This window comes from Mycobacterium sp. NGS29 (assembly GCF_059812965.1).
Genome location: NZ_JCALDR010000004.1, coordinates 1 through 24270 on the forward strand (window position 1 = coordinate 1; position 24270 = coordinate 24270).

Sequence of the window (24270 nt, forward strand, 5' to 3'; positions counted from 1 at the left end):
CCGGAACGATGGTGGCGCTGGATCCCGGTGGGTTCTGGACCGATACCGAGGTGAGGGTGTTCGGCGCGACGGTGGGTGCGTCCATCGCGCTGGTGCGCCGGATCCAACCGCTGCTGCCCGCTCTGACGCGCAGCAGGGTCGGGCGCACGGCGCTGCTGGTGCAGTTCTCGGCCAAGCCGTGGCGACTGCCGCCCGCACTGGTCCTGCAGGAACTGCGCAGCTTTGCTCGCGCGACGCGGCTGGACGAGGCGCTGAGCACGTTGGTGCACGGTCCCAAGCAAGCGGGTGGCTCGGTCAACGGCCGGGTGGTGATCGGCTGGGGACGCAACGACCGGGTGACCTCGCCGCGCCAGGCCGAGCGGGCCCAGCGGGCCTTCCCGGATGCGACGCTGCACTGGTTCGAGGATTGTGGGCATTTTCCACACTGGGACCAGCCCGAACGCGCAGTTCAGTTGATTCTGCAGCCGACGTAGCGACACGCCCTCAACACAAGTTCTTGTGTTGCCACGGCTTGTTGGACCCCAGGGGTAGTGTCTGTGGCCTAAGCAACACAGCCCTATTCGTTTCGGTGAAGTGGAGTTCGGCGTGACTGGAAATGCAAAGCTGATCGACCGCGTCTCGGCGATCAACTGGAACCGCCTGCAAGACGACAAAGACGCCGAAGTGTGGGACCGGTTGACCGGTAATTTCTGGCTGCCGGAGAAGGTCCCGGTGTCCAACGATATCCCGTCCTGGGGCACGCTGACCGCCAACGAGAAGCAGCTCACCATGCGGGTGTTCACGGGTTTGACCATGCTGGACACCATTCAGGGCACCGTGGGTGCGGTCAGCCTGATTCCGGATGCGCTGACCCCGCACGAGGAAGCGGTGTACACCAACATCGCGTTCATGGAGTCGGTGCACGCCAAGAGCTACAGCCAGATCTTCTCCACGCTGTGCTCGACCGCCGAGATCGACGACGCGTTCCGCTGGTCGGAGGAAAACCCCAACCTGCAGCGCAAAGCCGAGATCGTGCTCGAGTACTACCGCGGTGACCAGCCGCTCAAGCGCAAGGTGGCCTCGACGTTGCTGGAGAGCTTCCTGTTCTACTCCGGTTTCTACCTGCCGATGTACTGGTCGAGCCGGGCCAAGCTGACCAACACCGCCGACATGATCCGGCTGATCATCCGCGACGAGGCTGTACACGGCTACTACATCGGCTACAAGTACCAGCGCGGTCTGGCGTTGGAGGATGCGGCCACGCAGCAGGAACTCAAGGACTACACCTACGAGTTGCTCTTCGAGCTGTACGACAACGAAGTGGAGTACACCCAGGACCTCTACGACGAGGTAGGCCTGACCGAGGACGTCAAGAAGTTCCTGCGCTACAACGCAAATAAGGCGCTGATGAACCTGGGCTACGAGGCGCTGTTCCCGCGCGACGAGACCGACGTCAACCCGGCGATCCTGTCCGCGTTGTCACCCAACGCCGACGAGAACCACGACTTCTTCTCCGGGTCCGGGTCGAGCTACGTGATCGGCAAGGCCGTTGTCACGGAGGACGAGGACTGGAACTTCTAACGGCACAGTTCAGAGCTTTAACAATTGCGGTGTGTGCATCGTCAGCTAACTCAATGCGCCCGCGCCTTTCCCGGCGTAGCGGTACTCTTGCCCACATTTTGCCCACATTCGAATTACCGTTGTGGGCATGGCGGTCGTGCAGGCTTACGAGACCAAGCAGGGTAAGCGCTACCGCGTTAGGTACCGCACGCCGGACAATCGGCAGACTGATAAGCGCGGGTTCAGAACCAAGCGCGATGCCCAGCGGTTCGCCAACACCGTCGAGGTGGCCAAGTTCAAGGGCGAGTACGTTAACCCTGCTGATGCCCGCAGGACGCTCGACGACCTCGGGCAGGCCTGGCTCGACCGGCAGAAGGGTTACCTCAAGCCGTCCGGTTACGCCGTCATGGAGACGAGTTGGCGCATGCGGGTCAAACCACGCTGGGGCCAGGTGGCGCTCGGCGACATCAAGCCGACCGCCGTTCAGGGATGGATGACTGAGCTGGGCCAGGCCACCGAGAGCACCAAGGCCCTCGGTCCCGCTGCGATTAAGCGCGCCCACTACGTGCTGTCCCAAATCCTCGCCGACGCCGTGACCGACAACCTGATCCCTAAGAATCCGGCAGCCGGTCTGAAGCTTCCCAAGACCTCGCGCAAGAGGCCGGTGTACCTGACCCATCGGCACGTTAACGACCTGGCCGACGCAGCGGGGGAGTACAGGACTCTGGTGTTGCTGCTGGCATACACCGGGATGCGCTGGGGTGAAGCCATCGGCCTGCGGGTGGCGGACCTGGATCTGTTGCGCAAGCGTGCCGTAATCCATGAGAACGCCGTGCAGTCGGGCAACAGCATCCATGTCGGTACGCCCAAGTCGCACAAGCAGCGTTCAATCCCGCTGCTGGAGTTCCTGGTGCCGCTGCTAGCGCGCCAGTGCGAGGAGAAGGGCAGGGGAGACCTCTTGTTCGGCGATGGCGATCATGTGCGCCGCCCGCACCCCGTGTCTGGGTGGCTCGCCAAGGCGGTCACCGCGTCTAAGGTGCCTCGGGTGACGCCGCACGACTTGCGGCACACTGCCGCCTCGCTGGCGGTCTCAGCTGGCGCCAACGTGAAGGCGGTGCAGCGGATGCTTGGTCACGCCAGCGCCGCCATGACGCTGGACTTATACGCCGACCTGTTCGACGATGACTTGGAAGGGGTCGCTGTTGCCTTGGACAAAGCCCGGACAGAAACGGTAACGAAGCATCAAGCGAGCACCTAATTACCTATAGCGGTTTGGCAAGTTCAATAAGGAAAATTGCTATCTTAAGACGTTTTCTCAATCGTTGGGAGCACGTAAATACGCAGGTCATAACTCGCCATACCTCAGCGCGACTACGTCCGAGCGACCAAAAGCTATAGTCACCCTGTAGCACAACATGTTTCGGCCTGACTCAGGGGTCTGAATCGTGTCGTAGCGTGTCTCTCAACAACCGCAGAAAATTTGCGGTTTGCGAATTGAGAGGACGTTATATGACCACCAATCGCACAGGCAGTCGCGAGCGCGAACCGTTGGTCAAAACTGCCCAAGTGGCTGAGTTTCTCGGCACTAAAAGCAATCAATTGATCCGATTGCGTTTTGAGGGTAAAGGGCCGAAGTTTGTCCGGCTCGGACGCTCTGTCCGCTACCGGTGGAGCGACGTCGACGCATGGGTCGCAGCGCAGGAAGTGTCGGCATGACCGCCCACGCCAGCCCCGCAGCCCGACAGGCTCGTCAGCTGCGCGAGGCCGTCAGCGGTGATTTGACGGGGCTTGAAGACCGTGCACGGCGGCTGGCCGAGCGCCTTGCTACTAGTACGCAGCAACTCGCCGCTGCCTACCAGGACTCTGCGCTCACGCGCACGAATCACGTTGCACGATTGAAGCGGCTGCGCAGCCAAATCGACGTCGGCATCAATGCCTTGGACGGTGTGCGATGAGTACACCTAGCCGCATCGAATTGGCTGACGTGGGTCGCATCGAAAATTACCTTCTTGCGAGTGGCGATCGCACGAGCGACAAGGAGGCGGTCCAGCCTATCGAGGGCGGGGAGGAGGAAGCGGACTCGGCCACGACCTGCGGCGACGATGACGCCGGAACGGGCGCTGACGGCGAGGAAGAGCCAGGCGACGATGTCGACGAGATGATCGGGTCGCTTCCTGGGCTCCCGGACGAGGACTACGGGCAGAGGTTCGAGGCTCCTGCTCCATCTCGGTGGTCGTTGCCGTGGTCCTGGTGCTCGGCGGCTACCGGCTGGACGAGGCGCAGAGGCCCGCTTTTCAGACAGGCCGAGGAACCCGCCGCCTCACCATATAGCTGTAGCTAGTTAATTGAACCGCTATAGGGTCTCGCCGATGTCGGGTAGTAAGGCAATATCCTGAACTTTTCCGTACCTGCGAAACATGTCAGCCGTCTCGCGGACGTTTCTCTTTGCCCAATCGACACTTAATTCGCTGAGCACTTGGTACTCGTACCTGAAACGCTCCGCTCGATCTCCGACCCGTTTGGCGGCTTGAGTGCTGACAACGCTTTGGCAATACCAATACAGAAGATCGTCGAGGCTGCCTGCACGGTCGAAGCCGAGTTTGCCGCGCTCGTAGTAAGTAAAGTGATAGGAACCGTCATCAGCCACGAAGATGTTCAGATCATCATTTGTCCTCAAACCTACTGGCATCGGGCGCACGCCTAATATTTCTGATAACCGGTTGATCTCGTACTGCAGATCGTCTGATTTAGCGTCCAAGGGGCGGTCCGTAGTTGTCCAGAATGCCTAACCTCACTAATTCATCAACAGTCGGTCTTACCCCGTCAGGAGCCAAGATCATGTATTGCCGGGCGCTCGGCGACGGCGTCTGGCCGAACCACGGTGCTACCGGCCCTTCCACAATTCTCCATCCCGGAGGCAAAGGCTCAGAGGTCACCATGTAGCGGTTGTAGTTGCCTCCCACCGATTCTGGCATCAGCGCACGATCTGCGAAAGGAGTGCCATCGGGTGCAAGGTACTGACCAAATGGGGAGCCGAAGCGGTCAATAATCGTTCCTTCGGGTAAATGGGCGGGTTGCGGGACGTAGCCAGGGGGGAACCCATCATTCGGCGGCCAGGGACGTGCTCCCGGAATGCCGAACTGAGTCTCAAAGTCGTGCCATGACAGTCCGCCTACAGGATCCCAGCCGCGCAGGACAGCTAGAGGTGCCCCGCCTTCGGTGACGATTTCGGCGGGAAGTCCGGCCCGCACCATTGCTCCTTCGCCACCGAAGAGAAGGGTCGGTGCGGTCATTGCCGCGTCGGCTGCGTGGCCTCCTGCGTAATAGGCAGGACTCGGTGAGTCGAGGAACCCGGTGACCTCGTTTCTGATTGCTGCCGCGGGCATACCGAGGGGATCGCTGAATTGTTGAGCTAGACCTTTCGCAAGCCCGGCCCAGGACTGGAGGACGCCCGGGTCTCCGGGCCCGCCCACCCCGAGCAGGTTGTGGATCATCCTTTCGTTGGCACGCCAGCGGTCTCCGAATGCTTCGGCGAAGCCAGGGCCTGGTGGCGCTGGCCCGCGTGATTGCGGTTGAGGAGTGAGGTTGTGGTGGCCGTACCCCCAGGCCTGCGCTTGGGCAACAACCGCGTTGAGTCGCTGTTCGATTTGCTCTGGTGGCACGCCCTCTTGGCGGAGTGCCTCGCGGATGATGCTCTTGGCGGCCTCAAGTTCCTGCGGTGATGGCTGCGGCAGGGTAGGGCGTGCCGCACCGGGTTGCAACAGCTGGCTATACGCTTCGCGGAGGCTGCCTGGCGGATGCCGCCTATCTTCTTTGCCATTGGGTCCGGGCGCTGGAGACGGCATTAACATGTCGCGCAACCCTGGTGGACCGTTTCCCGGTTCTGCACCTCCGGCCCCGAGCAGGTCTGCGAGCCCGGTGGGTTCACCTGTTTGCGGCTCGGTCGGGATCGGCGGATAGACAGCCTGTTGCGCGCCGGGCGGTGGTCCAGGAGGACGAGTCGGCGGCATCGCCCGGTGGGGATCGAACAGGGCGGCCCCGAAGTTGAGGTTGTTGCCGATGCTGGATTCTGCGTCCCGGATCTGGGTGGCGACCTCGTTCTCGGCGGCCCACCATTTAGTGGCTTCGGCCTTGAGTTCGGCCTCGGCGGCGGCGACGGTCTTGGCGTTGGCGTCGGCGGAATCCTTGCTGGTGCCTTCCGGTGGGGTGTAGCTGATCGATAAGTCTTCGTTGACGTGCACGCCCGCGTGGGACTCAGCGTTCTCGATGATGTGCTTGGCATTGGTCAGGGGCGGCATCAGCTTGGAGCTGACCGTGTTGCTGATCCGCTGGGCTGCGGCGTCTACGGCTTCGCGGACACCGACCACCGCTTGAAGGTCCTGGCTGGCACGGGCCTGGGCCGCTTCGGCAGTCCGCCCCTCCCAGGATGAACCTCCGGGGCGCTGAACACGGCGGAGGTAGTCTTCGGCGTGCTGTTCCAGGGCGGCAGCGGTGGACTTCCAGCCGTCGATCAAATCGAGAACCCGGTGTGGATCGGTGTGCAGGATCTGCGACTTGGTCGGCATTGACGAACAGAGCTGCTTAGGGACGGGGTGAGGGGCGCTGCAGAGTGGGAAGCGTGTTGACCGCCGTCAGGAGCTGTTCGTCGCTAGTGATGAAGCCTTGGCGGGCCAGTTCGATCATGTCGGCGAGCTTGCTGACCCGAGCCGCCACCATCACTTGGACGACCGGCAGGGTGCGGGTTGACATCTCCTGGGCGGCTGCCAGCGACGGCACCGCCCCGGCATCCACTGTCCCCCCGGTAGGGATCTCATGCGGTACTCCCTGGGCCACTTGCGCGGCCAATACCGTCAGTTCTGGGTGCAATCGACCCAAAGCATCCAAATCCGCTTGCAGCACCTGATCTGTCACACCGGTCCCCTCACGAACACTTCCCCTTAGCCGGTGAAGCTTACCGAGGAGCGGGGCACATTACGGCGAGAATGTTGAGTCGGGCGCTGCGGGCAGATGCCGTTACGCTTGGCAAGTGGGGATCCTCAGTCGGGTAACGGCGCGCCAGCGCCTCCGCCGGGCCACCCAGGAGAGCCTGACGGTACCCCCGTTCAACGCTCCGCCCGATTGCGCGCCCTGGGTGGTCGGAGGCCTGTGGCCTGTCGCGTTATCGCACCGCGTATCGAAACCGAATCCCTCGCAAGCTATCTCAAAGCCGACCTGCACCGGATCGCCCACTCGGCCAACGAAGATCTGCGGGCCATTGGACGAGCAGGGATGACGTATTCGGCGCGCCGCCAAGCCGAGGCCAGGGTGATCGAGGAGGCCCGTGCGCTGGCGGTGCGCCGTGTCGAGTCGACGTTGCGTCAGGTGCGCCAGGCAAACGGGCGCACACCTACTGATCACTCAGCTCGGCAACCCCGAGAGTCGTCCAACGCCCCTCGACCGGATCTGGCCAAGACGGAAATCTCGTCTCAGAACCGTAGCTTTGGAGTCTGCTGTATCCAGGGAGATATTTACTGAGCTTCGGATCCGGTGACTGTCCCATGGAAGACGGAGTGGATCTTCCTGGCCGACGATCCGTGCCCACATTTTGCCCACACTTTGCCGATAGTTACAGGTATCGGCAGGTGTCAGGAGGTGGGTATTTTTGCAGGTGAGAGTCCGTTGCGCCGCTCTGGCCAGGTGTCTGACGAGAACCACCACTTCTTCTCCGGCTCGGGGTCGAGCTACGTGATCGGCAAGGCCGTGGTCACCGAAGACGAGGACTGGGACTTCTGAGGTAGCTCAGCGCGGGTTCTGCTCGCCCGCCTCGACTGCCACCGAGAGCCTGTTCTGCGGCGGTGCCACCGGGCACGTCGCATAGTCGGTGAAGGAGCAGGGCAGGTTCGCCGCCCGGTTGAAGTCGAGTGTCACCTTGCCGTCGGGTGCCGGTTCGGCGATCGACAGCGACCGGGCGCCCGGGTATGTGGTCACGCCGCTGGTGGCATCGGTGAACAGCACCTGCAGCGCTCCTGAGGCCGCGCCGAACGCGACGAGTTGCTGAGCGACGCCGCCGAGTTCGAAGTCGATGACGCCCACCGCATTGAGACGGTGTTCGAGTCCTTCGACGACGGCGCCGGTCGTCACGGTGCGAGGTTGCTCGTACGGGGTGAATGTGCCTGGCACTGACCATCTTTCGTCCGGCGCATAGCTGGGGATGCCGGCGTAGGCCTCCAGGTGCGGCGACTTCGGGTCGTGCACCCGCAACGCGGCCGAACCGGTCCGGCGAATGACTTCGATGCGCCGATCCCCGGCGTCGACGAGCAATCCCGGTGCGCCCTCGACAGGCTCGAGCCGATCGGCGCCGTCGATGCCCTGCACGTACACCGCGTCCGCGTCGGCCCGCCAGCGACCCGGGAGATCTGCGACATCCTGGAATTCCCCGGTGAGCCAATACAACCCGGTGAGGCTCACCCAGCCCAGCGGGTCGGCGAAGTAGCGTTCCCGCTCGTCGTGCCAGCGCTGCCAGGCCGCCGCGAAGGTCTCGGTGTCAGGTGTCGCCGTCATATTTCCTCGAACCCGGTGTCTGCCCGGTTCATTCCCCGCGGGTGCTGCTGCCCAGGCCGTCGTCGGCCAGGTAGGTGACCACGTACCACCGGCTGCCCGAGGTGGGATCCTCGTCGGCCGCGGTTGCTCGCTCCAACCGGACGTCGGTCAGCTGGGGATGCTGTGCGCGCACAGCGTCTTCCAGTGCCGCGTGCAGCGCTTCACCGGCCAGCGATGCGCCGGCCGGCGCCCTTCCTTCGCGTCGTGTCCAACTCACGTCCGCTATCTTGCTCCGGCCCGCACTCCTGGGCGCCCGCGACTGCGAAACGCAGGTGTGCAGGTCGTGAACGCCGCGTGAAATGTCGCTGGGGCGTGCCCTCGCCGGTGGCGCCGGCGGCGGGCCGTCGTGAGACTGTGGGCGTGAACAATCTGGCGAAACCCACGTTCTCTCCGGTCAGCTTCCTCAATGCTGTGCTGCGGTGGTTGCAGCTCAGCTATCCCGAAGGGGTTCCCGCGACGGATCGCGTCGCGCTGTTCGCGCTGCTGCGCAGCACCCCGCTGACCGAGGAGCAACTCAACGAGGTGGTTGCCCACATCACCGCAGACGGATCGCCGTACCTGGCCGACGGCGTGATCGACCGCACCGAGATCGCCGAATCCATCACCGAGACCACCCACCGCGACGCCGGCCCTGAGAACATCGCCCGAGTGGCCGCCCGGTTGGCTGCGGCCGGTTGGCCGCTGGCCGGCGTCGACGTCAGCGAGGTCGACGCCAGTGACGAATACGGGGAAGCCGCCGAGGCGGCTGCCTCACATGCGTGAGATGTCGATCACGAAGCGGTAGCGCACGTCGCTGGCCAGCACCCGCTCGTAGGCTTCGTTGACGTAATCCGGTGCGATGACCTCGATTTCGGGCGTGACGTTGTGCTCGGCGCAGAAATCGAGCATCTCCTGGGTCTCGGCGATACCGCCGATGTTGGACCCGGACAGGCTGCGCCGCGCCAACGCCAGCCCGAACGCCGGCACCTCCATGGGGTGCTCGGGGATGCCGAGTTCCACCATGGTGCCGTCCACGTCGAGCAGGTTCAGGTACTGGCCCAGGTTGAGGTTCGCCGAGACAGTGTTCAGGATCAGGTCGAAGCTGCTGCGCAACTTCTTGAAGGTCGCCGGATCGGAGGTGGCGTGGTAGTTGCTCGCACCCAGCCGCAATCCGTCTTCCATCTTCTTCAGTGACTGCGACAGCACGGTCACCTCGGCGCCCATCGCCGCACCCAGCTTGACGCCCATGTGGCCCAGGCCGCCCAGGCCGATGATGGCAAGACGCGTGTCCTTGCCGGCCTTCCAGTGCCGCAGCGGCGAGAACAACGTGACACCCGCGCACAACAGCGGCGCCGCGGCGTCCAGGGGGAGCGAGTCGGGAATGCGGACCACGAAGTTCTCGTCGACCACCACCGCCTGGCTGTAACCGCCCTGCGTGGGTGTGCCGTCCTTGTCGATGGAGTTGTAGGTGAAGGTCGCGCCCTTCTTGCAGTACTGCTCGAGCCCGGCCTGACAGCTGCTGCACTGCCCGCAGGAGTTGACCATGCAGCCGACGCCGACATGGTCGCCCACCTTGTGCTTGGTCACCTCGTCGCCGACGGCGGTCACCACGCCGGCGATCTCGTGTCCAGGAACCACCGGGTAGTTGGGTTCGCCCCATTCGGCCTTGACGGTGTGGATGTCGGAGTGGCAGATGCCGGCGAACTTGATGTCGATCGCGACGTCATGCGGGCCCGGGTCACGGCGTTCGATGGTGGTCTTGGTCAGTGGTTCTGTGGCCGACGTGGCGGCGTAGGCGGAAACAGTGCTCATGTGCGGTATCCCTCTTCAGATCTGAGTCTCTCCCGAAAAGCTTAGCTAAGGTAAGGGTTTTTGGCCAACTGGGCTGGGTGGGCGAAGACCGCGATCGGCCCGCATTGGCTCTGCGGTGAGGTCACACGCTTCGCGCATTTCTGCGCCGTGGGCGCAGCGTCAACGCAGAGACGATTAGTTGATCGGGGCGTTGACCCAGCGCAGATCACTCACGATTCCCCGAGCGGCGATCAGGCCCTGGCCCGTCTGCCAGACCTCGTCGTTGACGACGAAGACCCGGTTGTCGCGGTTGGCGCCCAGCTTGCGCCACGGACCGCTGTCCAGCACGCTGGCGGCGCGGTCGGTGGCCTCCTGCGACGCGAACGACACATAGATGATGTCACCGTCGGCGGCCGACAGGTCCGGATCTTTGGCCAGGTCGGCGTCGGTGGCGCCGAACTCCAGGTAGGGCTTGTCGGTGAATCGCTGCGGTCCGGGCCGGTCCACCTTGACCGCGGCGAGCACGCTGGCCGGGAAGTTGCTGGCGCCGTAGACCCGCAGCGTAGTGGCGGTCAGTTGGACCACCGACACCTGATAGTGGGCCGAGTCGTGCTTGACGCCGACGTCGGTGGCGCGCTGGGTGAAGCCGTCGACCAAGGCGTTCACCGCGCCGCTGCGGGCAGTCGCGGCGCCGACCCCGCGCAGGTTGTCCAGCCAGGCCGCCCCGGGTGCGCCGGTGAACACCGTCGGGGCGATCGCCGCCAACTGCGGATACAACGCCGGCGTCAGCGCGACGGAGCCCAGGATCAGGTCCGGGTGCGCTGCGGCGATCGCCTTCAAGTCGGGCGCACTGCGGGGTCCGACCCCCGGCACGTCGTGCAGCACTTTGCCCAGGTAGGCGGGTTGGTTCGGAACCCCGTCGGGCATCGCGGCGCCGACCACCCGTGATTGCAGGCCCAGCGCGCACAACGCGTCGAGCTGATCACCGGAGAGCACCACGATGCGCTGCGGGTCCGCCGGCACCTTGGCCTCATCCGGGGTGCTGCCCGCGGCGTTGCGCGCCGCGCGGATCGGGGGTCCGGGATCGGGTGCGGCCGCGTCCCGCGCGCACGACTCGTCGGGCTTGCGGTCGTTGCCGAGCACACCGGCGCCGGCGATCTGGGTGGTGGGGTTGACCAGGGATCGCGAGGTCGCGGCAGAGGGATCATCAGCGCCGCAGCCGCCGCAGGTCAGCACGACAGCGGCCAGGATCACGACGGCCAGGCAGGGTCGCGAGCCGCCGGGTTGCATATGTTCGACGTTAACATCCGGCCTGCTCAGAGCAGCCGAGCCGGGTGGTGGACCGAGCGCCGGCGGACCAATTACGACAGTTTGTAGGACCAGACCTTCCGCCAACCTGATCGCGGGCTAAGATTCACGTAAGTACCGGGGATCGCGGCCCGGTACGGATTGTGGGCCCCTGTCCGGATGGATGTTTGGAGGAGCTGTTGACAGCCGAAGCGCCCCCGCGGGCAGAACTCGAGGCCGTCCGTCCCTACCCGGCCCGGATGGGTCCCAAGGGGAACCTCGTCTACAAATTGATCACCACCACCGATCACAAGCTGATCGGCATCATGTACTGCGTCACGTGCTTCGCGTTCTTCCTGATCGGCGGGCTGCTGGCGCTGCTGATGCGCACGGAGTTGGCCGCGCCGGGCCTGCAGTTCCTGTCGAATGAGCAGTTCAACCAGCTTTTCACCATGCACGGCACGATCATGCTGCTGTTCTATGCCACCCCGATCGTGTTCGGCTTCGCCAACCTGGTGCTGCCGCTGCAGATCGGTGCCCCCGACGTGGCGTTCCCCCGGCTGAACGCCTTCTCGTTCTGGTTGTTCCTGTTCGGCGCGCTGATCGCGACGGCGGGCTTCATCACTCCCGGCGGCGCCGCCGACTTCGGCTGGACCGCCTACACCCCGCTGACCGACGCGATCCACTCGCCCGGCGTGGGCGGCGACCTGTGGATCATGGGCCTGGCCGTCGCCGGTCTGGGCACCATCCTCGGCGCGGTCAACATGATCACCACCGTGGTCTGCATGCGCGCACCGGGTATGACGATGTTCCGGATGCCGATCTTCACGTGGAACATCTTGGTTACGTCGATCCTGGTGCTGATCGCCTTCCCGCTGCTGACCGCCGCGTTGTTCGGCTTGGCCGCCGACCGGCACCTCGGTGCCCACATCTACGACCCGGCCAACGGCGGCGTGCTGTTGTGGCAGCACCTGTTCTGGTTCTTCGGCCACCCCGAGGTGTACATCATCGCGCTGCCGTTCTTCGGCATCGTGTCCGAAGTCTTCCCGGTGTTCTCCCGCAAGCCGATCTTCGGTTACACCACGCTGGTCTACGCGACCCTGTCCATCGCAGCGCTGTCGGTTGCGGTGTGGGCGCACCACATGTTCGCCACCGGCGCGGTGCTGCTGCCGTTCTTCTCCTTCATGACGTTCCTGATCGCCGTCCCCACCGGGATCAAGTTCTTCAACTGGATCGGCACGATGTGGAAGGGTCAGTTGACCTTCGAGACGCCGATGCTGTTCTCGGTCGGCTTCATGGTGACGTTCCTGCTGGGCGGGCTCAGCGGGGTACTGCTGGCCAGCCCGCCGCTGGACTTCCACGTGACCGACAGCTACTTCGTCGTCGCCCACTTCCACTACGTGCTGTTCGGCACCATCGTGTTCGCCACCTACGCGGGCATCTACTTCTGGTTCCCGAAGATGACTGGGCGGCTGCTGGACGAGCGGCTGGGCAAGGTGCACTTCTGGCTGACGTTCATCGGCTTCCACACCACGTTCCTGGTACAGCACTGGGTCGGCGACATGGGCATGCCGCGTCGCTACGCCGACTACCTGGCCACGGACGGGTTCCAGCCGTACAACGTCGTCTCGACCATCGGGGCATTCATCCTCGGGGCGTCGATGTTCCCGTTCGTCTGGAACGTCTTCAAGAGCTGGCGTTACGGCGAGGTGGTCACCGTCGACGATCCGTGGGGCTACGGCAACTCGCTGGAGTGGGCGACCAGTTGCCCACCGCCGCGGCACAACTTCACCGAACTGCCCCGCATCCGTTCGGAGCGTCCGGCGTTCGAGTTGCACTACCCACACATGGTGGAGCGGATGCGCAAGGAGGCCCACATCGGGCGTCACGCGACTGCCGGTGAGTCGCCCAAGGGATTCGGTCCGCGGACTGAACCGGACCGTGCGACCCCTGAGCAGTAACGGCGGCAGTCCCGGGTGATCTCCACACCCAAGGTGTCGGTGCTGATCACCGTCACCGGCGTCGACCAGCCCGGTGTGACGTCCGCTCTTTTCGAGGTGCTGTCCAAGCACGGCGTCGAACTGCTCAACGTCGAACAGGTGGTGATCCGGCGGCGGCTGACGCTGGGTGTGCTGGTCTCGTGCGCGCAGGATGTCGCCGACGGCGCCGCACTGCGCGAGGACGTCGAGGCCGCCATCCACGGGGTGGGACTGGACGTCACGGTCGAACGCAGCAACGACGTACCGATCATCAGCAAACCCTCCACCCACACCATCTTCGTGCTGGGCCGCCCCATCACCGCCGGAGCTTTCGGTGCGGTGGCCCGGGAGGCGGCCACCCTGGGCGTCAACATCGACTTCATTCGGGGCGTCTCCGACTATCCGGTGACCGGCCTGGAATTGCGGGTATCGGTGCCGCCCGGCGCCTTCGCCCCGCTGCAGACGGCCCTGACCGAGGTGGCTGCCGACGAGCGGGTGGACGTGGCCGTGGAGGACTACGGCCTGGCGTGGCGCACCAAGCGGCTCATCGTCTTCGACGTCGACTCCACCCTGGTCCAGGGTGAGGTGATCGAGATGCTGGCGGCCCGAGCGGGTGCGCTGGGCAAGGTCGCGGCGATCACCGAGGCGGCGATGCGCGGCGAACTGGATTTCGCTGAGTCGTTGGAGCAGCGGGTAGCCACCCTGGCGGGCCTGCCGGCCTCGGTGATCGAGGAAGTCGCCGGCCAGTTGGAGCTGATGCCCGGTGCACGCACGACCATCCGCACGTTGCAGCGGCTGGGTTTTCGTTGCGGTGTGGTCTCGGGTGGCTTCCGGCGCATCATCGAACCGCTGGCCGCCGAACTGAAACTGGACTACGTCGCAGCCAATGAGCTGGAGATCGTCGACGGCAGGCTCACCGGCCGAGTGGTGGGGACGATCGTGGACCGGCCGGGCAAAGCCGAAGCGCTGCGTGAATTCGCCCAGCAATACGGCGTGCCGATGGAGCAGACGGTCGCCGTGGGCGACGGCGCGAACGACATCGACATGTTGGCGGCGGCGGGAATGGGGATCGCGTTCAACGCCAAGCCGGCGCTCCGCGAAGTCGCCGACGCGTCGTTGAGCCATCCCTACCTGGACACCGTGCTGTTTCTGCTGGGTGTCACCCGCGGGGAGATCGAAGCGGCCGACGCCGTCGACGGCGTGCTGCGTCGCGTGGAGATTCCCGCCGACTAGGTGTGTGCGGAGTCATACCCGGCTGGGGTGCCAGCCTGCTTAACAGATGATAAATTCTTCAATTGTTAAATCGTTAAACTCCGAGCGAGGTCTGGTGTCGCAGCCGCTGTACACGCTGAAGGCAGAGTTCTTCAAGACACTGGGTCACCCCGCCCGGGTCCGGATCCTGGAGCTGCTCTCCGAGCGCGACCACACCGTGGCCGAACTGCTGCCCGAGGTCGGCCTGGAAGCCTCCAACCTGTCCCAGCAACTTGCCGTGTTGCGCCGCGCGGGCGTCGTCACCGCTGCCAAAGAGGGCAACAGCGTGACCTACTCGATCACCTCGCCGCTGATCGCCGAGCTGATGGCCGTCGCGAGACGGGTGCTGACCGGGCTGCTCAGCGGCCAGGTCGCCATGCTCGAGGACTTGCGCGAATGAGCTGGCTGGGCAGGATATTTCGGCTGGGCCGGGTCGCCGAATGCGCCGGCCCCCGGCCGGATACACCGGCGGTGCCACCCGCCGGAGTGGCTGGATCGCTGCAGATCCGGCACGTCGACGCCGGTTCCTGCAACGGCTGCGAGGTGGAGATCGCCGGGGCGTTCGGACCGGTCTACGACGCCGAGCGATTCGGCGCCCGGTTGGTGGCGTCGCCGCGGCACGCCGACGCGCTCCTGGTCACCGGAGTGGTGACGCGCAACATGGTCCAGCCGCTGCGCAATACCTTGGCAGCCACGACGCAACCGCGGGTGGTGATCGCCTGCGGCGACTGTGCCATCAACCGGGGGGTGTTCGCCGACGCCTACGGGGTGATCGGTGCGGTCGGTGAGGTGGTCGCGGTCGACGTCGAAATCCCCGGCTGCCCACCTTCGCCGGACCAGGTGGTCGCGGCTCTGCGGTCGGTGACGGGGCGGTGACGCGACCGTTGTCCCACTCGGGGACGGGTGCGGCCCTCAGTGGTGTGGCGACGGCTGGAATCGGTGCCACCGGGGTGGTGCTGGGGCTGGCCGCGCTGTCCGGCGGGCAGACCCGGGTGCGCGTGCCCTGGCTGCTGCCGCTGTGCGGCGTGGAGTTCGACGTCGGCCGGTTGGGCGGCTACTTCATGGCCCTGACGGGCGCGGTCGCTGTCGGCGTCGGCATCTACAGCATCGGATACCTGCGACGTGAGCGGCTCGGTCGCGTCGTACAGGTGACGCTGCCGCTGTTCGTCGCGACGATGCTGCTGGTGCCTGCCGCGGGATCGGTGAGCACCTTCTTGCTGACCTGGGAGCTGATGGCACTCACGTCGCTGATCCTGCTCGCCACCGATCACCAGCGCGCCGAAGTCCGCTCCGCCGCAGTGTATTACGTGGTGCTGACACAACTCGGTTTCGCCGCGGTGCTGCTCGGACTGATGGTGTTGGGCGCGGCAGCCGGTACGGAGCGGTTCGCCGACATGTCCGGGGTGCCGGATGCGGCACGAACTGCGGTGTTTCTGTTGACGCTGGCGGGTTTCGGTTCCAAGGCCGGCCTGCTGCCGGTGCATGCCTGGTTGCCCCGCGCGCACCCGGAGGCGCCGAGTCCGGTGTCGGCATTGATGAGCGCCGCCATGGTCAACCTCGGTATCTACGGGATCATCCGGATCGACGTGCAGATACTTGGTCCTGGGCCGCGGTGGTGGGGTGCGACGCTGCTCGCCGTCGGTGCCGTCTCCGCGCTGTACGGGGTGCTGCAGGCATCGGTGGCCGCCGATCTCAAACGCCTACTTGGATATTCGACGATCGAGAACATGGGTCTGGTGGTGTTGGCATTGGGCGCGGCCACCTTGTTGTCGGCGTCCGGGGCAGCTGCTGCCGCCGTTGTCGCGATGACGGCAGCGTTGCTGCACCTGGTGGCGCACGCCGCGTTCAAAAGCCTCGGGTTCATGGCCGCCGGGTCGGTCCTGGTGGCGACCGGTCAGCGCGATCTGGACCGACTGGGTGGTCTGGCCCGCAAGATGCCCTACACCACAATGCTTTTCGCACTGGCTGCGCTGGGCGCGTCCGGTCTGCCGCTGGGTGCGGGATTCGCCAGCGAGTGGCTGCTGGTGCAATCACTGATCCACGCCCGTCCCGAACACACCTTCCTGGGCCTGGTGACACCGCTCGGCATCGGCGTGGTTGCGCTGACCGCCGGCCTGGGGGTGGCCGCGATGGTGAAGGCGTTCGGCACCGGCTTCCTGGCGCGGGCGCGGTCGGCGGGCGCCGAGCAGGCATGCGAGTCGCCAGTCAGCTTGCTGGCCGGCATGGCCGTCGCAGCGATCGGTTGTGTCGCCGTCGCCGTCGTGCCGTTCATACTCACCGGCACTCTGCAGTCGGTGCTGGACACCATCCCGTCCTTCCGGCGCGCCGACCTCACCGGCCTGGGCGTGGTGCTGCGACTGCCCGGCTTCGGCAGTTCGATCGCGCCCACCCTGCTCGCCGCCGCGTTGGCCGCGGCGGTACTGATCGTGCTGGGCCTGGCCCGCTGGGGATCGCGGCACCGCCCCGAGTCCCGGCAGTCACCGTTGTGGGCCTGCGGATCCGATCAGTTGAGCCCTCGGATGCAATACACCGCAACAGCTTTCGCCCAACCCCTGCAGCGGGTCTTCGAGGATGTGCTGCGGCCCGACACGGGCATCGAAGTGACCCACCTGGAAGAGACCCGCTATCACGTCGAACGCATCGCCTACCGCGCCAGAATCTCCGACGCCATCGAGGACCGGCTGTACGCGCCGGTGTTGGCCGCCGTCACGGCGTGCGCCGAGGCGGTGCGGCGCGCCCACAACGGCAGTGTCCACCGCTACCTGGGCTACGGCGCGTTGGGCGTGCTGGTCATCCTGGTGGTGGCGCGTTGACCGCCGTGACCGCGCTGTCCGTGGCGGCCGGTGCAGCACAGATCGGTGCCGTGCTGGCCGGAGCGCCGCTGGTGCTCGGATTGATGCGCCAGGTCCGGGCGCGATCGGAAGGTCGTTGCGGCGCAGGCGTTCTGCAGCCCTGGCGCGACCTGCGCAAGCTGTTGCGCAAACAGCAGATCACGCCCGAGGGCACTACCTGGGTCTTCGCCTGCGCGCCAGTGGTGTTGGCGGCCACCACCGTGCTGATCGCTGCGATCGTTCCGCTGGTGGCGATGGGTTCGCCGCTGGACCCGGCCGCCGATCTGTTCGCGGTCGTCGGGTTGCTGTTCCTGGGCACCGTCGCCCTGGCGCTGGCCGGAATCGACACCGGCACCGCCTTCGGTGGGATGGGCGCCAGCCGCGAGCTCACTATCGCGGCGCTGGTGGAGCCGACGATCCTGTTGGCCATTTTCGCGTTATCCGTCCCCGCTCATTCAGCCAATCTGGGTGCGATCGTCGGCTTCACCCTGGGCAATCCCGGGACGGTGGTGTCGTTGACGGGCGTCCTGGCGTTCGTCGCGCTGGTGATCGTCGTCATCGCCGAGACCGGACGCCTGCCCGTGGATAATCCGGCCACCCACCTGGAGCTCACCATGGTGCACGAGGCTATGGTGCTCGAATACGCCGGGCCCAGGCTCGCTCTCGTGGAGTGGGCCGGCGGCATGCGGCTCACCGTGCTGCTAGCGCTGCTGGCGAATCTGTTCATCCCGTGGGGGATCGCCGGAGAAGACCCGACGCTGCTCGGAGTCGGGATCGGCATCGTGGCGATCAGCGTGAAGGTCGCCGTCGCCGCGGTGGTGCTGGCCGGCGCGGAGGTGTTCATCGCAAAGCTGCGACTGTTCCGGGTTCCTGAATTGCTGGCCGGTTCCTTCCTGTTGGCGCTGTTGGCCGTCTGTTCGGCGAACTTCTTTGCGGCGCAGGGGTGATGACGTGACCGATACTTTCGTCGAGGTGCTCGACCTGGCACCGGGTGGGCTGGTGCTGGCCGCGGTGTTGATCGTCTGGCGACGCGACCTGCGTTCCATCGTGCGGCTGCTGGCGCTGCAGGGCGTCGCGCTCGGCGCCATCCCGGTGATTCTTGCTGTGCGGCAGCATCATTGGGAGCTCCTCGCGGTCGGGGTGGCGCTGATCGCGCTGCGCGGGGTGGTGCTGCCGGTGCTGCTGGCGCGTGCACTGGGCGCCGAGCAATATCACCAGCGTGAGGTGACACCGTTGGTGAACACCACCGCCTCGCTGCTGATGGCGGCGGTGCTGACGGTGATCGCGCTGGCCGTCACCCGGCCACTGGTCGACCTGTATCCCGACGCGGCGGTGTCAACCGCACCGGCCGGATTCGCGGTCGTGTTGATCGCTCTGTTCGTGATGGTCACCCGCCAGCACGCCATCTCGCAGGCCGCGGGATTTTTGATGCTGGACAACGGAATCACGGCGACGGCGTTCCTGCTCACCGCCGGGGTGCCACTGATCGTGGAACTGGGCGCCTCGCTGGATGTGCTGTTCGCGCTGATCGTGCTGGGGGTGTTGACCGGCCGGCTGCGGCGCACCTTCGGCGGTGCCGAACTGGACCGGCTGCAGAGATTGCGAGACTAGATGACGGGGGTGATTCTGGCGCCGATACTGGCGCCCGTGCTCGCCGCGCTGATCGCGCTGGTGGGCGGATGGCGGCGGGTCACCGCCGTGCTGACCATGCTGTCCGCCGTGGTCATCCTGGTCAGCGCTGTGACGCTGGCGGTGCTGACCGGTGCCCGACAGCACCTCGCGCTCGGCGGTGTGCTGCGCACCGACGCGTTGTCGCTGACCATGCTGATCGTCATCGGTGTCGTCGGCACCCTGGCCACTTGGGCGAGCATCGGCTACATCGACGCCGAACTCGCCCACGGTCATACCGACCACCGCGACGCGCGACGCTACGGAACCCTGGTCCCGGCGTTCCTGGCCGCCATGGCAGTTGCGGTGTCGGCCAACAACATCGGCGTGATCTGGGTTGCGATCGAGGCAACCACGGTGATCACTGCGTTTCTGGTGGGGCATCGCCGTTCCGCCACGGCGCTGGAGGCCACCTGGAAGTACGTGGTGATCTGCTCGGTCGGAATCGCGGTGGCTTTCCTCGGCACGGTGCTGCTGTACTTCGCCGCCCTGCACAGTGGCGCCGACGCGTCGAGCGCGCTGAACCTCGACGTCCTGGCTGCCCTCGGCGCACACCTCAACCCGGCGGTGACCCGCCTGGCCGGCGGTCTGCTGCTGATCGGGTACGGAGCCAAGGTGGGGCTGGTGCCGTTCCACGGCTGGCTGGCCGACGCGCACAGCCAGGCGCCGGCGCCGGTATCGGCGTTGATGAGCGGGGTGCTGCTCTCGGTGGCGTTCTCGGTGCTGATCCGGCTGCGGCCGATCGTCGACGCCGCGGTGGGCCCGGGATTCCTGCGCGCCGGACTGTTGACCGTTGGGCTGGCCACGGTATTGATCGCCGCATTGTTGCTCTCCGTCGCAACCGATCTCAAACGCATGCTCGCCTATTCGTCAATGGAGAACATGGGGCTGATCGCGGTGGCCGCCGCCGCGGGAACCAAGCTGGCGATCGCCGCCCTGCTGTTGCACGTGCTGGCCCACGGCGTGGGTAAGACGGTGCTGTTCCTGGCCGGTGGGCAGTTGCAGGCCGCGCACGACTCGTCGGCCATCGACGACATCCGTGCCGTGCTGGCGCGGTCCCGGCTGATCGGTCTGGCGTTCGCTGTCGGAATCGTCGCCCTGCTGGGATTGCCGCCGTTCGCGATGTTCGCCAGCGAGGTATCCATCGCCCGGTCGCTGGCCGACGCGCGGCTGTCCTGGGTGCTCGGGGTCGCGCTGCTGCTGATGGTGGTTGCATTCGCGGCGCTGGTCGGCAAGGCGCAGCGCATCCTATTGGGCGCGCCGGACCCGGGCGCGCCGCCGATCGCCGTGCCCGCCACGGTTTCGGCCGCCCTGGTCACCGGGATAGTGGTGTCACTGGCGCTGGGCGTGACCGCGGGTCCGCTGACCGGACTGTTCACCACGGCCGCCGGCCAGTTCGGTGTGGGCTGATGCAGCCGCAGAGACTGCGCCGCGAGGTCCCTGCCGGTGAACTGGCGCAAGCCGTAGGGGAGTTGCTGGACAACGGGTTTCGGCTGGCCCTGGTGGCCGCCCACGACGTCGGCGACTGCCTGCGCGTGGTCTACCTGTTGCTGGCCGCCCGGCCGGACCGCCGGGTCGAGCTCACCCTGACCACCGGTAAGAACAACCCGTCGGTGCCGTCGCTGGGACACCTGTCCATCCCGGCGGGCCGCTTCGAGCGGGAGATGATGGATCTGTACGGGGTTGTGCCCCAAGGACATCCGCAGCCGCGACGGCTGGTCAAACACGCGCACTGGCCGCAGGACTGGCATCCGATGCGGCGTGCCGCCGGACGGCCACCGGAGTTCGCGACGGTAGGCGGGTTTCCGTTCGTGGACGTCGACGGGCCGGGGGTGTACGAGATTCCGGTCGGACCCGTACATGCCGGCCTGATCGAGCCGGGCCACTTCCGGTTCTCCATGATCGGTGAATCCGTGCTGCGGCTCAAGGCGCGACTGTGGTTCGTACACCGGGGGATCGAAAAGCTCTTCGAGGGCCGGCCCGTCGACGCCGGCGTCGAACTGGCCGGACGTGTCAGCGGCGACAGCGCAGTCGCGCACGCCCTGGCGTACAGCCTTGCGGTGGAGGAGGCGCTGGGAATCGAGGTCCCGCAACCCGTGCACGCGCTGCGCGCGGTGCTGGTCGAACTCGAGCGTCTCTACAATCACGCCGGCGATCTGGGCGCACTGGCCAGCGATGTGGGTTTCGCGCTGGCCAACGCCCATGCTCAGCGCATCCGCGAGCGCCTGTTGCGCATCAACGGACGCGTGGCCGGCCACCGGCTGTTGCGCGGCACCGTCACCCCCGGAGGTGTTGTCCTGCAAGCGCTTCCCGATACCGGGGAATTGCGCGCACTGGCCCGCGAGGTGGCCGAGATCAGCGAATTGACGCTGCGCAACTCCGGGATCTACGACCGGTTCGCCGAGACCGCGGTGCTGGCCGGGGCGGACGCCCGCGCCATGGGGTGCCTGGGATACGTGGCGCGCGCCAGCGGCATCGGCACCGACGCGCGCGTCGATCATCCGACGATGGCATTGCCCGTCACCACGGTGATGCGCACCGACGGTGACGTGCTGGCCCGCTACCTGGTTCGGCGCGACGAGTTCGCGGCGTCGGTCGCGTTGCTCTGTGCCGTGCTCGAGCAGCAGGACGGCCCGCTGCGGTATCAGGCGTCGCTGCCCGAAACCGGCGGCAGCGGCGTCGGGATCGTGGAAGGGTGGCGCGGCACGGTGGTGCACCGGGTCGAGATCGACGCCTCCGCCGGGGCGATCACGCGGTGCAAGGTGGTGGACCCGTCCTGGTTCAACTGGCCGGCCCTGCCGGTCGCGATGGCCGACACGATCGTCGCGGACTTTCCGCTGGCCAATAAGAGTTTCAACCTGTCCTATGCCGGCAACGATCTGTAGCTCCCGGGGAGGGCGACCCGGCAACCGAGGCGGTGCCCGGGTACGGCACCATAATCGGGTGGCCGAACTGGACGCCGATCCCGATCTGCTGATCGACTTCAGGAACGTGTCGCTGCGCCGGGGCGGACGCACGCTGGTGGGCCCGCTGGACTGGGCGGTCGAACTCGACGAGCGCTGGGTGATCATCGGCCCGAACGGGGCCGGCAAGACATCGTTGCTGCGCATCGCCGCCGCCACCGAGCACCCGTCGACCGGTGTCGCGTTCGTGCTGGGGGAGCGGCTGGGCCGCGTCGACGTCTCCGAACTGCGATCGCGGATCGGCCTGAGCTCGTCGTCGCTGGCGCAGCGGGTGCCCGACAACGAAGTGGTGCGTGACCTGGTGGTCTCGGCCGGCTATTCGGTGCTGGGGCGGTGGCGGGAGGCCTACGAGGAGCTGGACTACCGGCGCGCGCTGGACACCCTGGAGAGCCTGGGCGCCGAGCACCTGTCCGACCGCCGCTACGGCACGTTGTCCGAGGGGGAGCGCAAACGGGTGCTGATCGCCCGCGCTCTGATGACTGACCCCGAACTGCTGCTGCTGGACGAGCCCGCCGCCGGCCTGGACCTCGGGGGCCGTGAGGAGCTGGTGGCGCGGCTGACCGACCTGGCCGCCGACCCCGACGCGCCGGCGCAGGTGCTGGTGACTCATCACGTCGAAGAGGTGCCGCCGGGTTTCAGTCACTGCCTGTTGCTGTCGGAAGGGCAGGTGGTCGCCTCGGGTCTGCTGCCGGACGTGCTGACCGCCGAGAACCTGTCCGCGGCATTCGGACAGCGGATCGCGCTGGACGTGGTGGACGGCCGGTACTTTGCGCGCCGGGTCCGCGCGCGAGCAGCCCATCGGAGACAACAGTGAACGAACCACAGGTGCCCCTGACACCGCGCCCGGCGTCGACGGTGATGCTGGTGCGCGATGCGCCCGCCGGCCTGAACGTCTTCCTGATGCGCCGGCACTCGCAGATGGAGTTCGCCCCCGGGGTGATCGTCTTTCCCGGCGGCGGGGTCGACGACCGCGACCGCAACGCCGATATCGGCTGGGCGGGACCGCCGCCGCAGTGGTGGGCCGACCGGTTCGGCATCGCCACCGACCTGGCTGAGGCGCTGGTCTGTGCCGCGGCGCGGGAAACCTTCGAGGAGTCCGGTGTGTTGTTCGCCGGGCCGGCCGACGATCCGGACGGCATCGTCGGCGACGCCTCGGTGTACGGCGACGCTCGTCGTGCCCTGGCCGACCACACGCTGTCCTTCGCCGACTTCCTGCGTCGGGAGAACCTGGTGTTGCGCGCCGATCTGTTGCGGCCCTGGGCGAATTGGGTGACCCCGGAAGCCGAGCGCACCCGGCGCTACGACACCTACTTCTTCGTCGCGGCGCTGCCGGAGGGACAGCGCGCCGACGGCGAGAACACCGAGTCCGACCGGGCCGAATGGGCGCTGCCGCAGGACACCATCGCCGATTTCGAAGCCGGCCGTAACGTGCTGCTGCCGCCTACGTGGACGCAGTTGGACGCGCTGGCCGGTCGGACCGTCGCCGACGTGCTGGCCGTGGAGCGGCAGATCGTCGCGGTCCAGCCGCTGCTGGAAAAGCGCGGCGACAACTGGGTGTTCGAGTTCTTCGACTCCGACCGTTATCACCAGGCACGCACAGCGGGCGGCTTCATGGACTGGCCGCTTTGAGCGAATTCGTGAGCGTGGTGGTCAGTGACGGCTCGCAGGATGCCGGGCTGGCCATGCTGCTGCTGTCGCGGGCACCGACCAACGGGCTGACCCGGCAGGTGTACCGGGAGATCATCGCCGCCGCCGACGAACTGGGCCGCCGCGACGACGTCGCCGCGGTGATCCTGTTCGGTGGTCACGACATCTTCACCGCCGGTGACGACATGCCCGAGTTGCAGACCCTGGACGCCGCCGAAGCCGGTACCGCAGCACAGGTCCGGTGCGACGCGATCGACGCGGTTGCCGCCATCCCCAAACCCACCGTCGCCGCCATCACCGGCTACGCGCTGGGCGCCGGCCTGACGCTGGCCCTGGCCGCGGACTGGCGGGTGAGCGGCGACAACGTGAAGTTCGGCGCGACCGAGATCCTGGCCGGCCTGGTGCCCGGCGGCGGCGGGATGGCCCGGCTCACTCACGTCGTCGGCTCCAGCCGGGCCAAGGAACTGGTGTTCAGCGGGCGTTTCTTCGACGCCGAGGAGGCGCTGGCGCTGGGCCTGATCGACGACATGGTGGCCCCCGACCACGTCTACGACGCGGCGGCGGATTGGGCCAGACGCTTCCTGGACGGTCCGGCGCCGGCTCTGGCAGCGGCCAAGGCCGGGATCAACGACGTGTACGGCGCGCCGTCGGAAGCCGAGCGGTTGACCGCCGAACAACGCCGGTACGTCGAGGTGTTCGCCGCTGGTCAGGGCGCCCGGACCGCGGGCAGTCACCGCGCCCGTTAGGCTGCCCTGC

At 66.5% G+C, this 24270-nt stretch carries 25 protein-coding genes and 1 pseudogene; 19 read left to right on the forward strand and 7 right to left on the reverse strand.

Annotated features, from left to right (window positions below):
• The 5 genes from AC5Y5Z_RS06515 to AC5Y5Z_RS06535 form a co-directional block, all read left to right on the forward strand.
• A partial coding sequence (locus tag AC5Y5Z_RS06515) for an alpha/beta fold hydrolase (RefSeq protein ID WP_499924040.1) occupies nt 1-473 on the forward strand: 473 nt, incomplete at its 5' end.
• 112 nt (nt 474-585) lie between these two features.
• The gene (gene nrdF / locus AC5Y5Z_RS06520; protein ID WP_463827773.1) at nt 586-1560 is read left to right on the forward strand and encodes a class 1b ribonucleoside-diphosphate reductase subunit beta; all 975 of its coding nucleotides are present in this window, start codon (nt 586-588) and stop codon (nt 1558-1560) included.
• Nucleotides 1561-1687: 127 nt separating this feature from the next.
• Entirely contained in the window at nt 1688-2797 is a 1110-nt protein-coding gene (locus AC5Y5Z_RS06525) for a site-specific integrase (RefSeq protein ID WP_499924045.1), read from the forward strand.
• A gap of 251 nt (nt 2798-3048) precedes the next feature.
• Complete coding sequence (locus tag AC5Y5Z_RS06530) at nt 3049-3255, forward strand: helix-turn-helix transcriptional regulator (protein WP_499924048.1); 207 nt, start codon at nt 3049-3051, stop codon at nt 3253-3255.
• Complete coding sequence (locus tag AC5Y5Z_RS06535; protein ID WP_463827775.1) at nt 3252-3494, forward strand: hypothetical protein; 243 nt, start codon at nt 3252-3254, stop codon at nt 3492-3494. Before AC5Y5Z_RS06530 ends, AC5Y5Z_RS06535 begins: the two co-directional genes overlap by 4 nt.
• Before the next feature lie 398 nt (nt 3495-3892).
• Here AC5Y5Z_RS06535 and AC5Y5Z_RS06540 read toward each other — a convergent pair whose 3' ends face one another.
• The 3 genes from AC5Y5Z_RS06540 to AC5Y5Z_RS06550 are packed head-to-tail and all read right to left on the reverse strand — an operon-like array spanning nt 3893 to nt 6450.
• Complete coding sequence (locus AC5Y5Z_RS06540) at nt 3893-4228, reverse strand: Imm63 family immunity protein (RefSeq protein WP_463827807.1); 336 nt, start codon at nt 4226-4228, stop codon at nt 3893-3895.
• A 58-nt stretch (nt 4229-4286) separates the two neighbouring features.
• Nucleotides 4287-6104, reverse strand: coding sequence for a glycohydrolase toxin TNT-related protein (locus AC5Y5Z_RS06545; protein WP_499924050.1), 1818 nt, complete (start codon nt 6102-6104; stop codon nt 4287-4289).
• A gap of 16 nt (nt 6105-6120) precedes the next feature.
• Nucleotides 6121-6450, reverse strand: coding sequence for a hypothetical protein (locus tag AC5Y5Z_RS06550; protein ID WP_473138993.1), 330 nt, complete (start codon nt 6448-6450; stop codon nt 6121-6123).
• A gap of 768 nt (nt 6451-7218) precedes the next feature.
• Between AC5Y5Z_RS06550 and AC5Y5Z_RS06555 the strand changes: the two are divergent.
• Nucleotides 7219-7311: pseudogene (locus AC5Y5Z_RS06555) on the forward strand (hypothetical protein); the annotation flags it as partial.
• A gap of 6 nt (nt 7312-7317) precedes the next feature.
• On the opposite strand, the gene AC5Y5Z_RS06560 reads toward AC5Y5Z_RS06555, so the two are convergent.
• On the reverse strand, nt 7318-8079 hold the full coding sequence (locus tag AC5Y5Z_RS06560; RefSeq protein ID WP_499924052.1) for a DUF1684 domain-containing protein: 762 nt from the start codon (nt 8077-8079) through the stop codon (nt 7318-7320).
• 28 nt (nt 8080-8107) lie between these two features.
• Nucleotides 8108-8335 (reverse strand): hypothetical protein, encoded by a 228-nt coding sequence (locus AC5Y5Z_RS06565; protein ID WP_463827156.1) that lies wholly within the window; start codon nt 8333-8335, stop codon nt 8108-8110.
• 152 nt (nt 8336-8487) lie between these two features.
• Here AC5Y5Z_RS06565 and AC5Y5Z_RS06570 point away from each other — a divergent pair, with 152 nt between their 5' ends.
• The gene (locus AC5Y5Z_RS06570; RefSeq protein ID WP_463827195.1) at nt 8488-8880 is read left to right on the forward strand and encodes a DUF3349 domain-containing protein; all 393 of its coding nucleotides are present in this window, start codon (nt 8488-8490) and stop codon (nt 8878-8880) included.
• On the opposite strand, the gene AC5Y5Z_RS06575 is transcribed toward AC5Y5Z_RS06570, so the two are convergent.
• Both AC5Y5Z_RS06575 and AC5Y5Z_RS06580 read right to left on the reverse strand, forming a co-directional pair.
• Nucleotides 8869-9909 carry an NAD(P)-dependent alcohol dehydrogenase gene (locus tag AC5Y5Z_RS06575; protein ID WP_463827155.1) on the reverse strand — a complete coding sequence of 347 codons (1041 nt, stop codon included), beginning with the start codon at nt 9907-9909 and terminating at the stop codon, nt 8869-8871. The two genes, AC5Y5Z_RS06570 and AC5Y5Z_RS06575, sit on opposite strands and share 12 nt — an antisense overlap.
• Nucleotides 9910-10083: 174 nt before the next feature.
• Nucleotides 10084-11178: an iron-siderophore ABC transporter substrate-binding protein gene (locus tag AC5Y5Z_RS06580; protein ID WP_499924057.1), complete on the reverse strand. Its 1095-nt coding sequence runs from the start codon at nt 11176-11178 to the stop codon at nt 10084-10086.
• A gap of 197 nt (nt 11179-11375) precedes the next feature.
• On the opposite strand from AC5Y5Z_RS06580, the gene ctaD reads away from it, so the two are divergent.
• The 12 genes from ctaD (at nt 11376) to AC5Y5Z_RS06640 (ending at nt 24260) form a co-directional block, all read left to right on the forward strand.
• Nucleotides 11376-13136: an aa3-type cytochrome oxidase subunit I gene (ctaD, locus tag AC5Y5Z_RS06585; RefSeq protein WP_463827153.1), complete on the forward strand. Its 1761-nt coding sequence runs from the start codon at nt 11376-11378 to the stop codon at nt 13134-13136.
• A 15-nt stretch (nt 13137-13151) separates the two neighbouring features.
• Entirely contained in the window at nt 13152-14387 is a 1236-nt protein-coding gene (gene serB, locus AC5Y5Z_RS06590; RefSeq protein ID WP_463827152.1) for a phosphoserine phosphatase SerB, read from the forward strand.
• 94 nt (nt 14388-14481) lie between these two features.
• Nucleotides 14482-14805: an ArsR/SmtB family transcription factor gene (locus tag AC5Y5Z_RS06595; RefSeq protein WP_499924060.1), complete on the forward strand. Its 324-nt coding sequence runs from the start codon at nt 14482-14484 to the stop codon at nt 14803-14805.
• The gene (locus tag AC5Y5Z_RS06600) at nt 14802-15281 is read left to right on the forward strand and encodes an NADH-quinone oxidoreductase subunit B family protein (protein ID WP_499924061.1); all 480 of its coding nucleotides are present in this window, start codon (nt 14802-14804) and stop codon (nt 15279-15281) included. The genes AC5Y5Z_RS06595 and AC5Y5Z_RS06600 overlap by 4 nt, the downstream gene beginning before the upstream one ends.
• Nucleotides 15278-17218 (forward strand): proton-conducting transporter transmembrane domain-containing protein, encoded by a 1941-nt coding sequence (locus AC5Y5Z_RS06605; RefSeq protein WP_499924062.1) that lies wholly within the window; start codon nt 15278-15280, stop codon nt 17216-17218. The genes AC5Y5Z_RS06600 and AC5Y5Z_RS06605 overlap by 4 nt, the downstream gene beginning before the upstream one ends.
• A 14-nt stretch (nt 17219-17232) precedes the next feature.
• Nucleotides 17233-18183 carry a respiratory chain complex I subunit 1 family protein gene (locus AC5Y5Z_RS06610; protein WP_499924570.1) on the forward strand — a complete coding sequence of 317 codons (951 nt, stop codon included), beginning with the start codon at nt 17233-17235 and terminating at the stop codon, nt 18181-18183.
• Between the two features lie 4 nt (nt 18184-18187).
• Entirely contained in the window at nt 18188-18847 is a 660-nt protein-coding gene (locus tag AC5Y5Z_RS06615) for a hypothetical protein (RefSeq protein WP_499924064.1), read from the forward strand.
• On the forward strand, nt 18848-20314 hold the full coding sequence (locus AC5Y5Z_RS06620) for a proton-conducting transporter transmembrane domain-containing protein (protein ID WP_499924065.1): 1467 nt from the start codon (nt 18848-18850) through the stop codon (nt 20312-20314). It abuts the gene before it with no gap.
• Nucleotides 20311-21789, forward strand: a complete 1479-nt coding sequence (locus AC5Y5Z_RS06625) for a hydrogenase large subunit (RefSeq protein WP_499924571.1) — start codon at nt 20311-20313, stop codon at nt 21787-21789. Before AC5Y5Z_RS06620 ends, AC5Y5Z_RS06625 begins: the two co-directional genes overlap by 4 nt.
• Before the next feature lie 58 nt (nt 21790-21847).
• Nucleotides 21848-22681, forward strand: coding sequence for an ABC transporter ATP-binding protein (locus AC5Y5Z_RS06630; RefSeq protein WP_463827146.1), 834 nt, complete (start codon nt 21848-21850; stop codon nt 22679-22681).
• The gene (locus tag AC5Y5Z_RS06635) at nt 22678-23496 is read left to right on the forward strand and encodes an NUDIX hydrolase (RefSeq protein WP_463827145.1); all 819 of its coding nucleotides are present in this window, start codon (nt 22678-22680) and stop codon (nt 23494-23496) included. Before AC5Y5Z_RS06630 ends, AC5Y5Z_RS06635 begins: the two co-directional genes overlap by 4 nt.
• On the forward strand, nt 23493-24260 hold the full coding sequence (locus AC5Y5Z_RS06640; RefSeq protein ID WP_499924067.1) for an enoyl-CoA hydratase: 768 nt from the start codon (nt 23493-23495) through the stop codon (nt 24258-24260). Before AC5Y5Z_RS06635 ends, AC5Y5Z_RS06640 begins: the two co-directional genes overlap by 4 nt.
• Nucleotides 24261-24270: the final 10 nt, after the last annotated feature.

Excerpts from the sequence above, each read along its gene's own strand:
- AC5Y5Z_RS06525 (WP_499924045.1), top strand. The coding sequence starts at position 1,688 with ATGGCGGTCGTGCAGGCTTACGAGACCAAGCAGGGTAAGCGCTACCGC.
- AC5Y5Z_RS06580 (WP_499924057.1), bottom strand. The coding sequence starts at position 11,178 with ATGCAACCCGGCGGCTCGCGACCCTGCCTGGCCGTCGTGATCCTGGCC.
- AC5Y5Z_RS06530 (WP_499924048.1), top strand. The coding sequence starts at position 3,049 with ATGACCACCAATCGCACAGGCAGTCGCGAGCGCGAACCGTTGGTCAAA.
- AC5Y5Z_RS06540 (WP_463827807.1), bottom strand. The coding sequence starts at position 4,228 with ATGCCAGTAGGTTTGAGGACAAATGATGATCTGAACATCTTCGTGGCT.
- AC5Y5Z_RS06560 (WP_499924052.1), bottom strand. The coding sequence starts at position 8,079 with ATGACGGCGACACCTGACACCGAGACCTTCGCGGCGGCCTGGCAGCGC.
- AC5Y5Z_RS06600 (WP_499924061.1), top strand. The coding sequence starts at position 14,802 with ATGAGCTGGCTGGGCAGGATATTTCGGCTGGGCCGGGTCGCCGAATGC.
- AC5Y5Z_RS06620 (WP_499924065.1), top strand. The coding sequence starts at position 18,848 with ATGACGGGGGTGATTCTGGCGCCGATACTGGCGCCCGTGCTCGCCGCG.
- AC5Y5Z_RS06575 (WP_463827155.1), bottom strand. The coding sequence starts at position 9,909 with ATGAGCACTGTTTCCGCCTACGCCGCCACGTCGGCCACAGAACCACTG.
- AC5Y5Z_RS06535 (WP_463827775.1), top strand. The coding sequence starts at position 3,252 with ATGACCGCCCACGCCAGCCCCGCAGCCCGACAGGCTCGTCAGCTGCGC.
- AC5Y5Z_RS06545 (WP_499924050.1), bottom strand. The coding sequence starts at position 6,104 with ATGCCGACCAAGTCGCAGATCCTGCACACCGATCCACACCGGGTTCTC.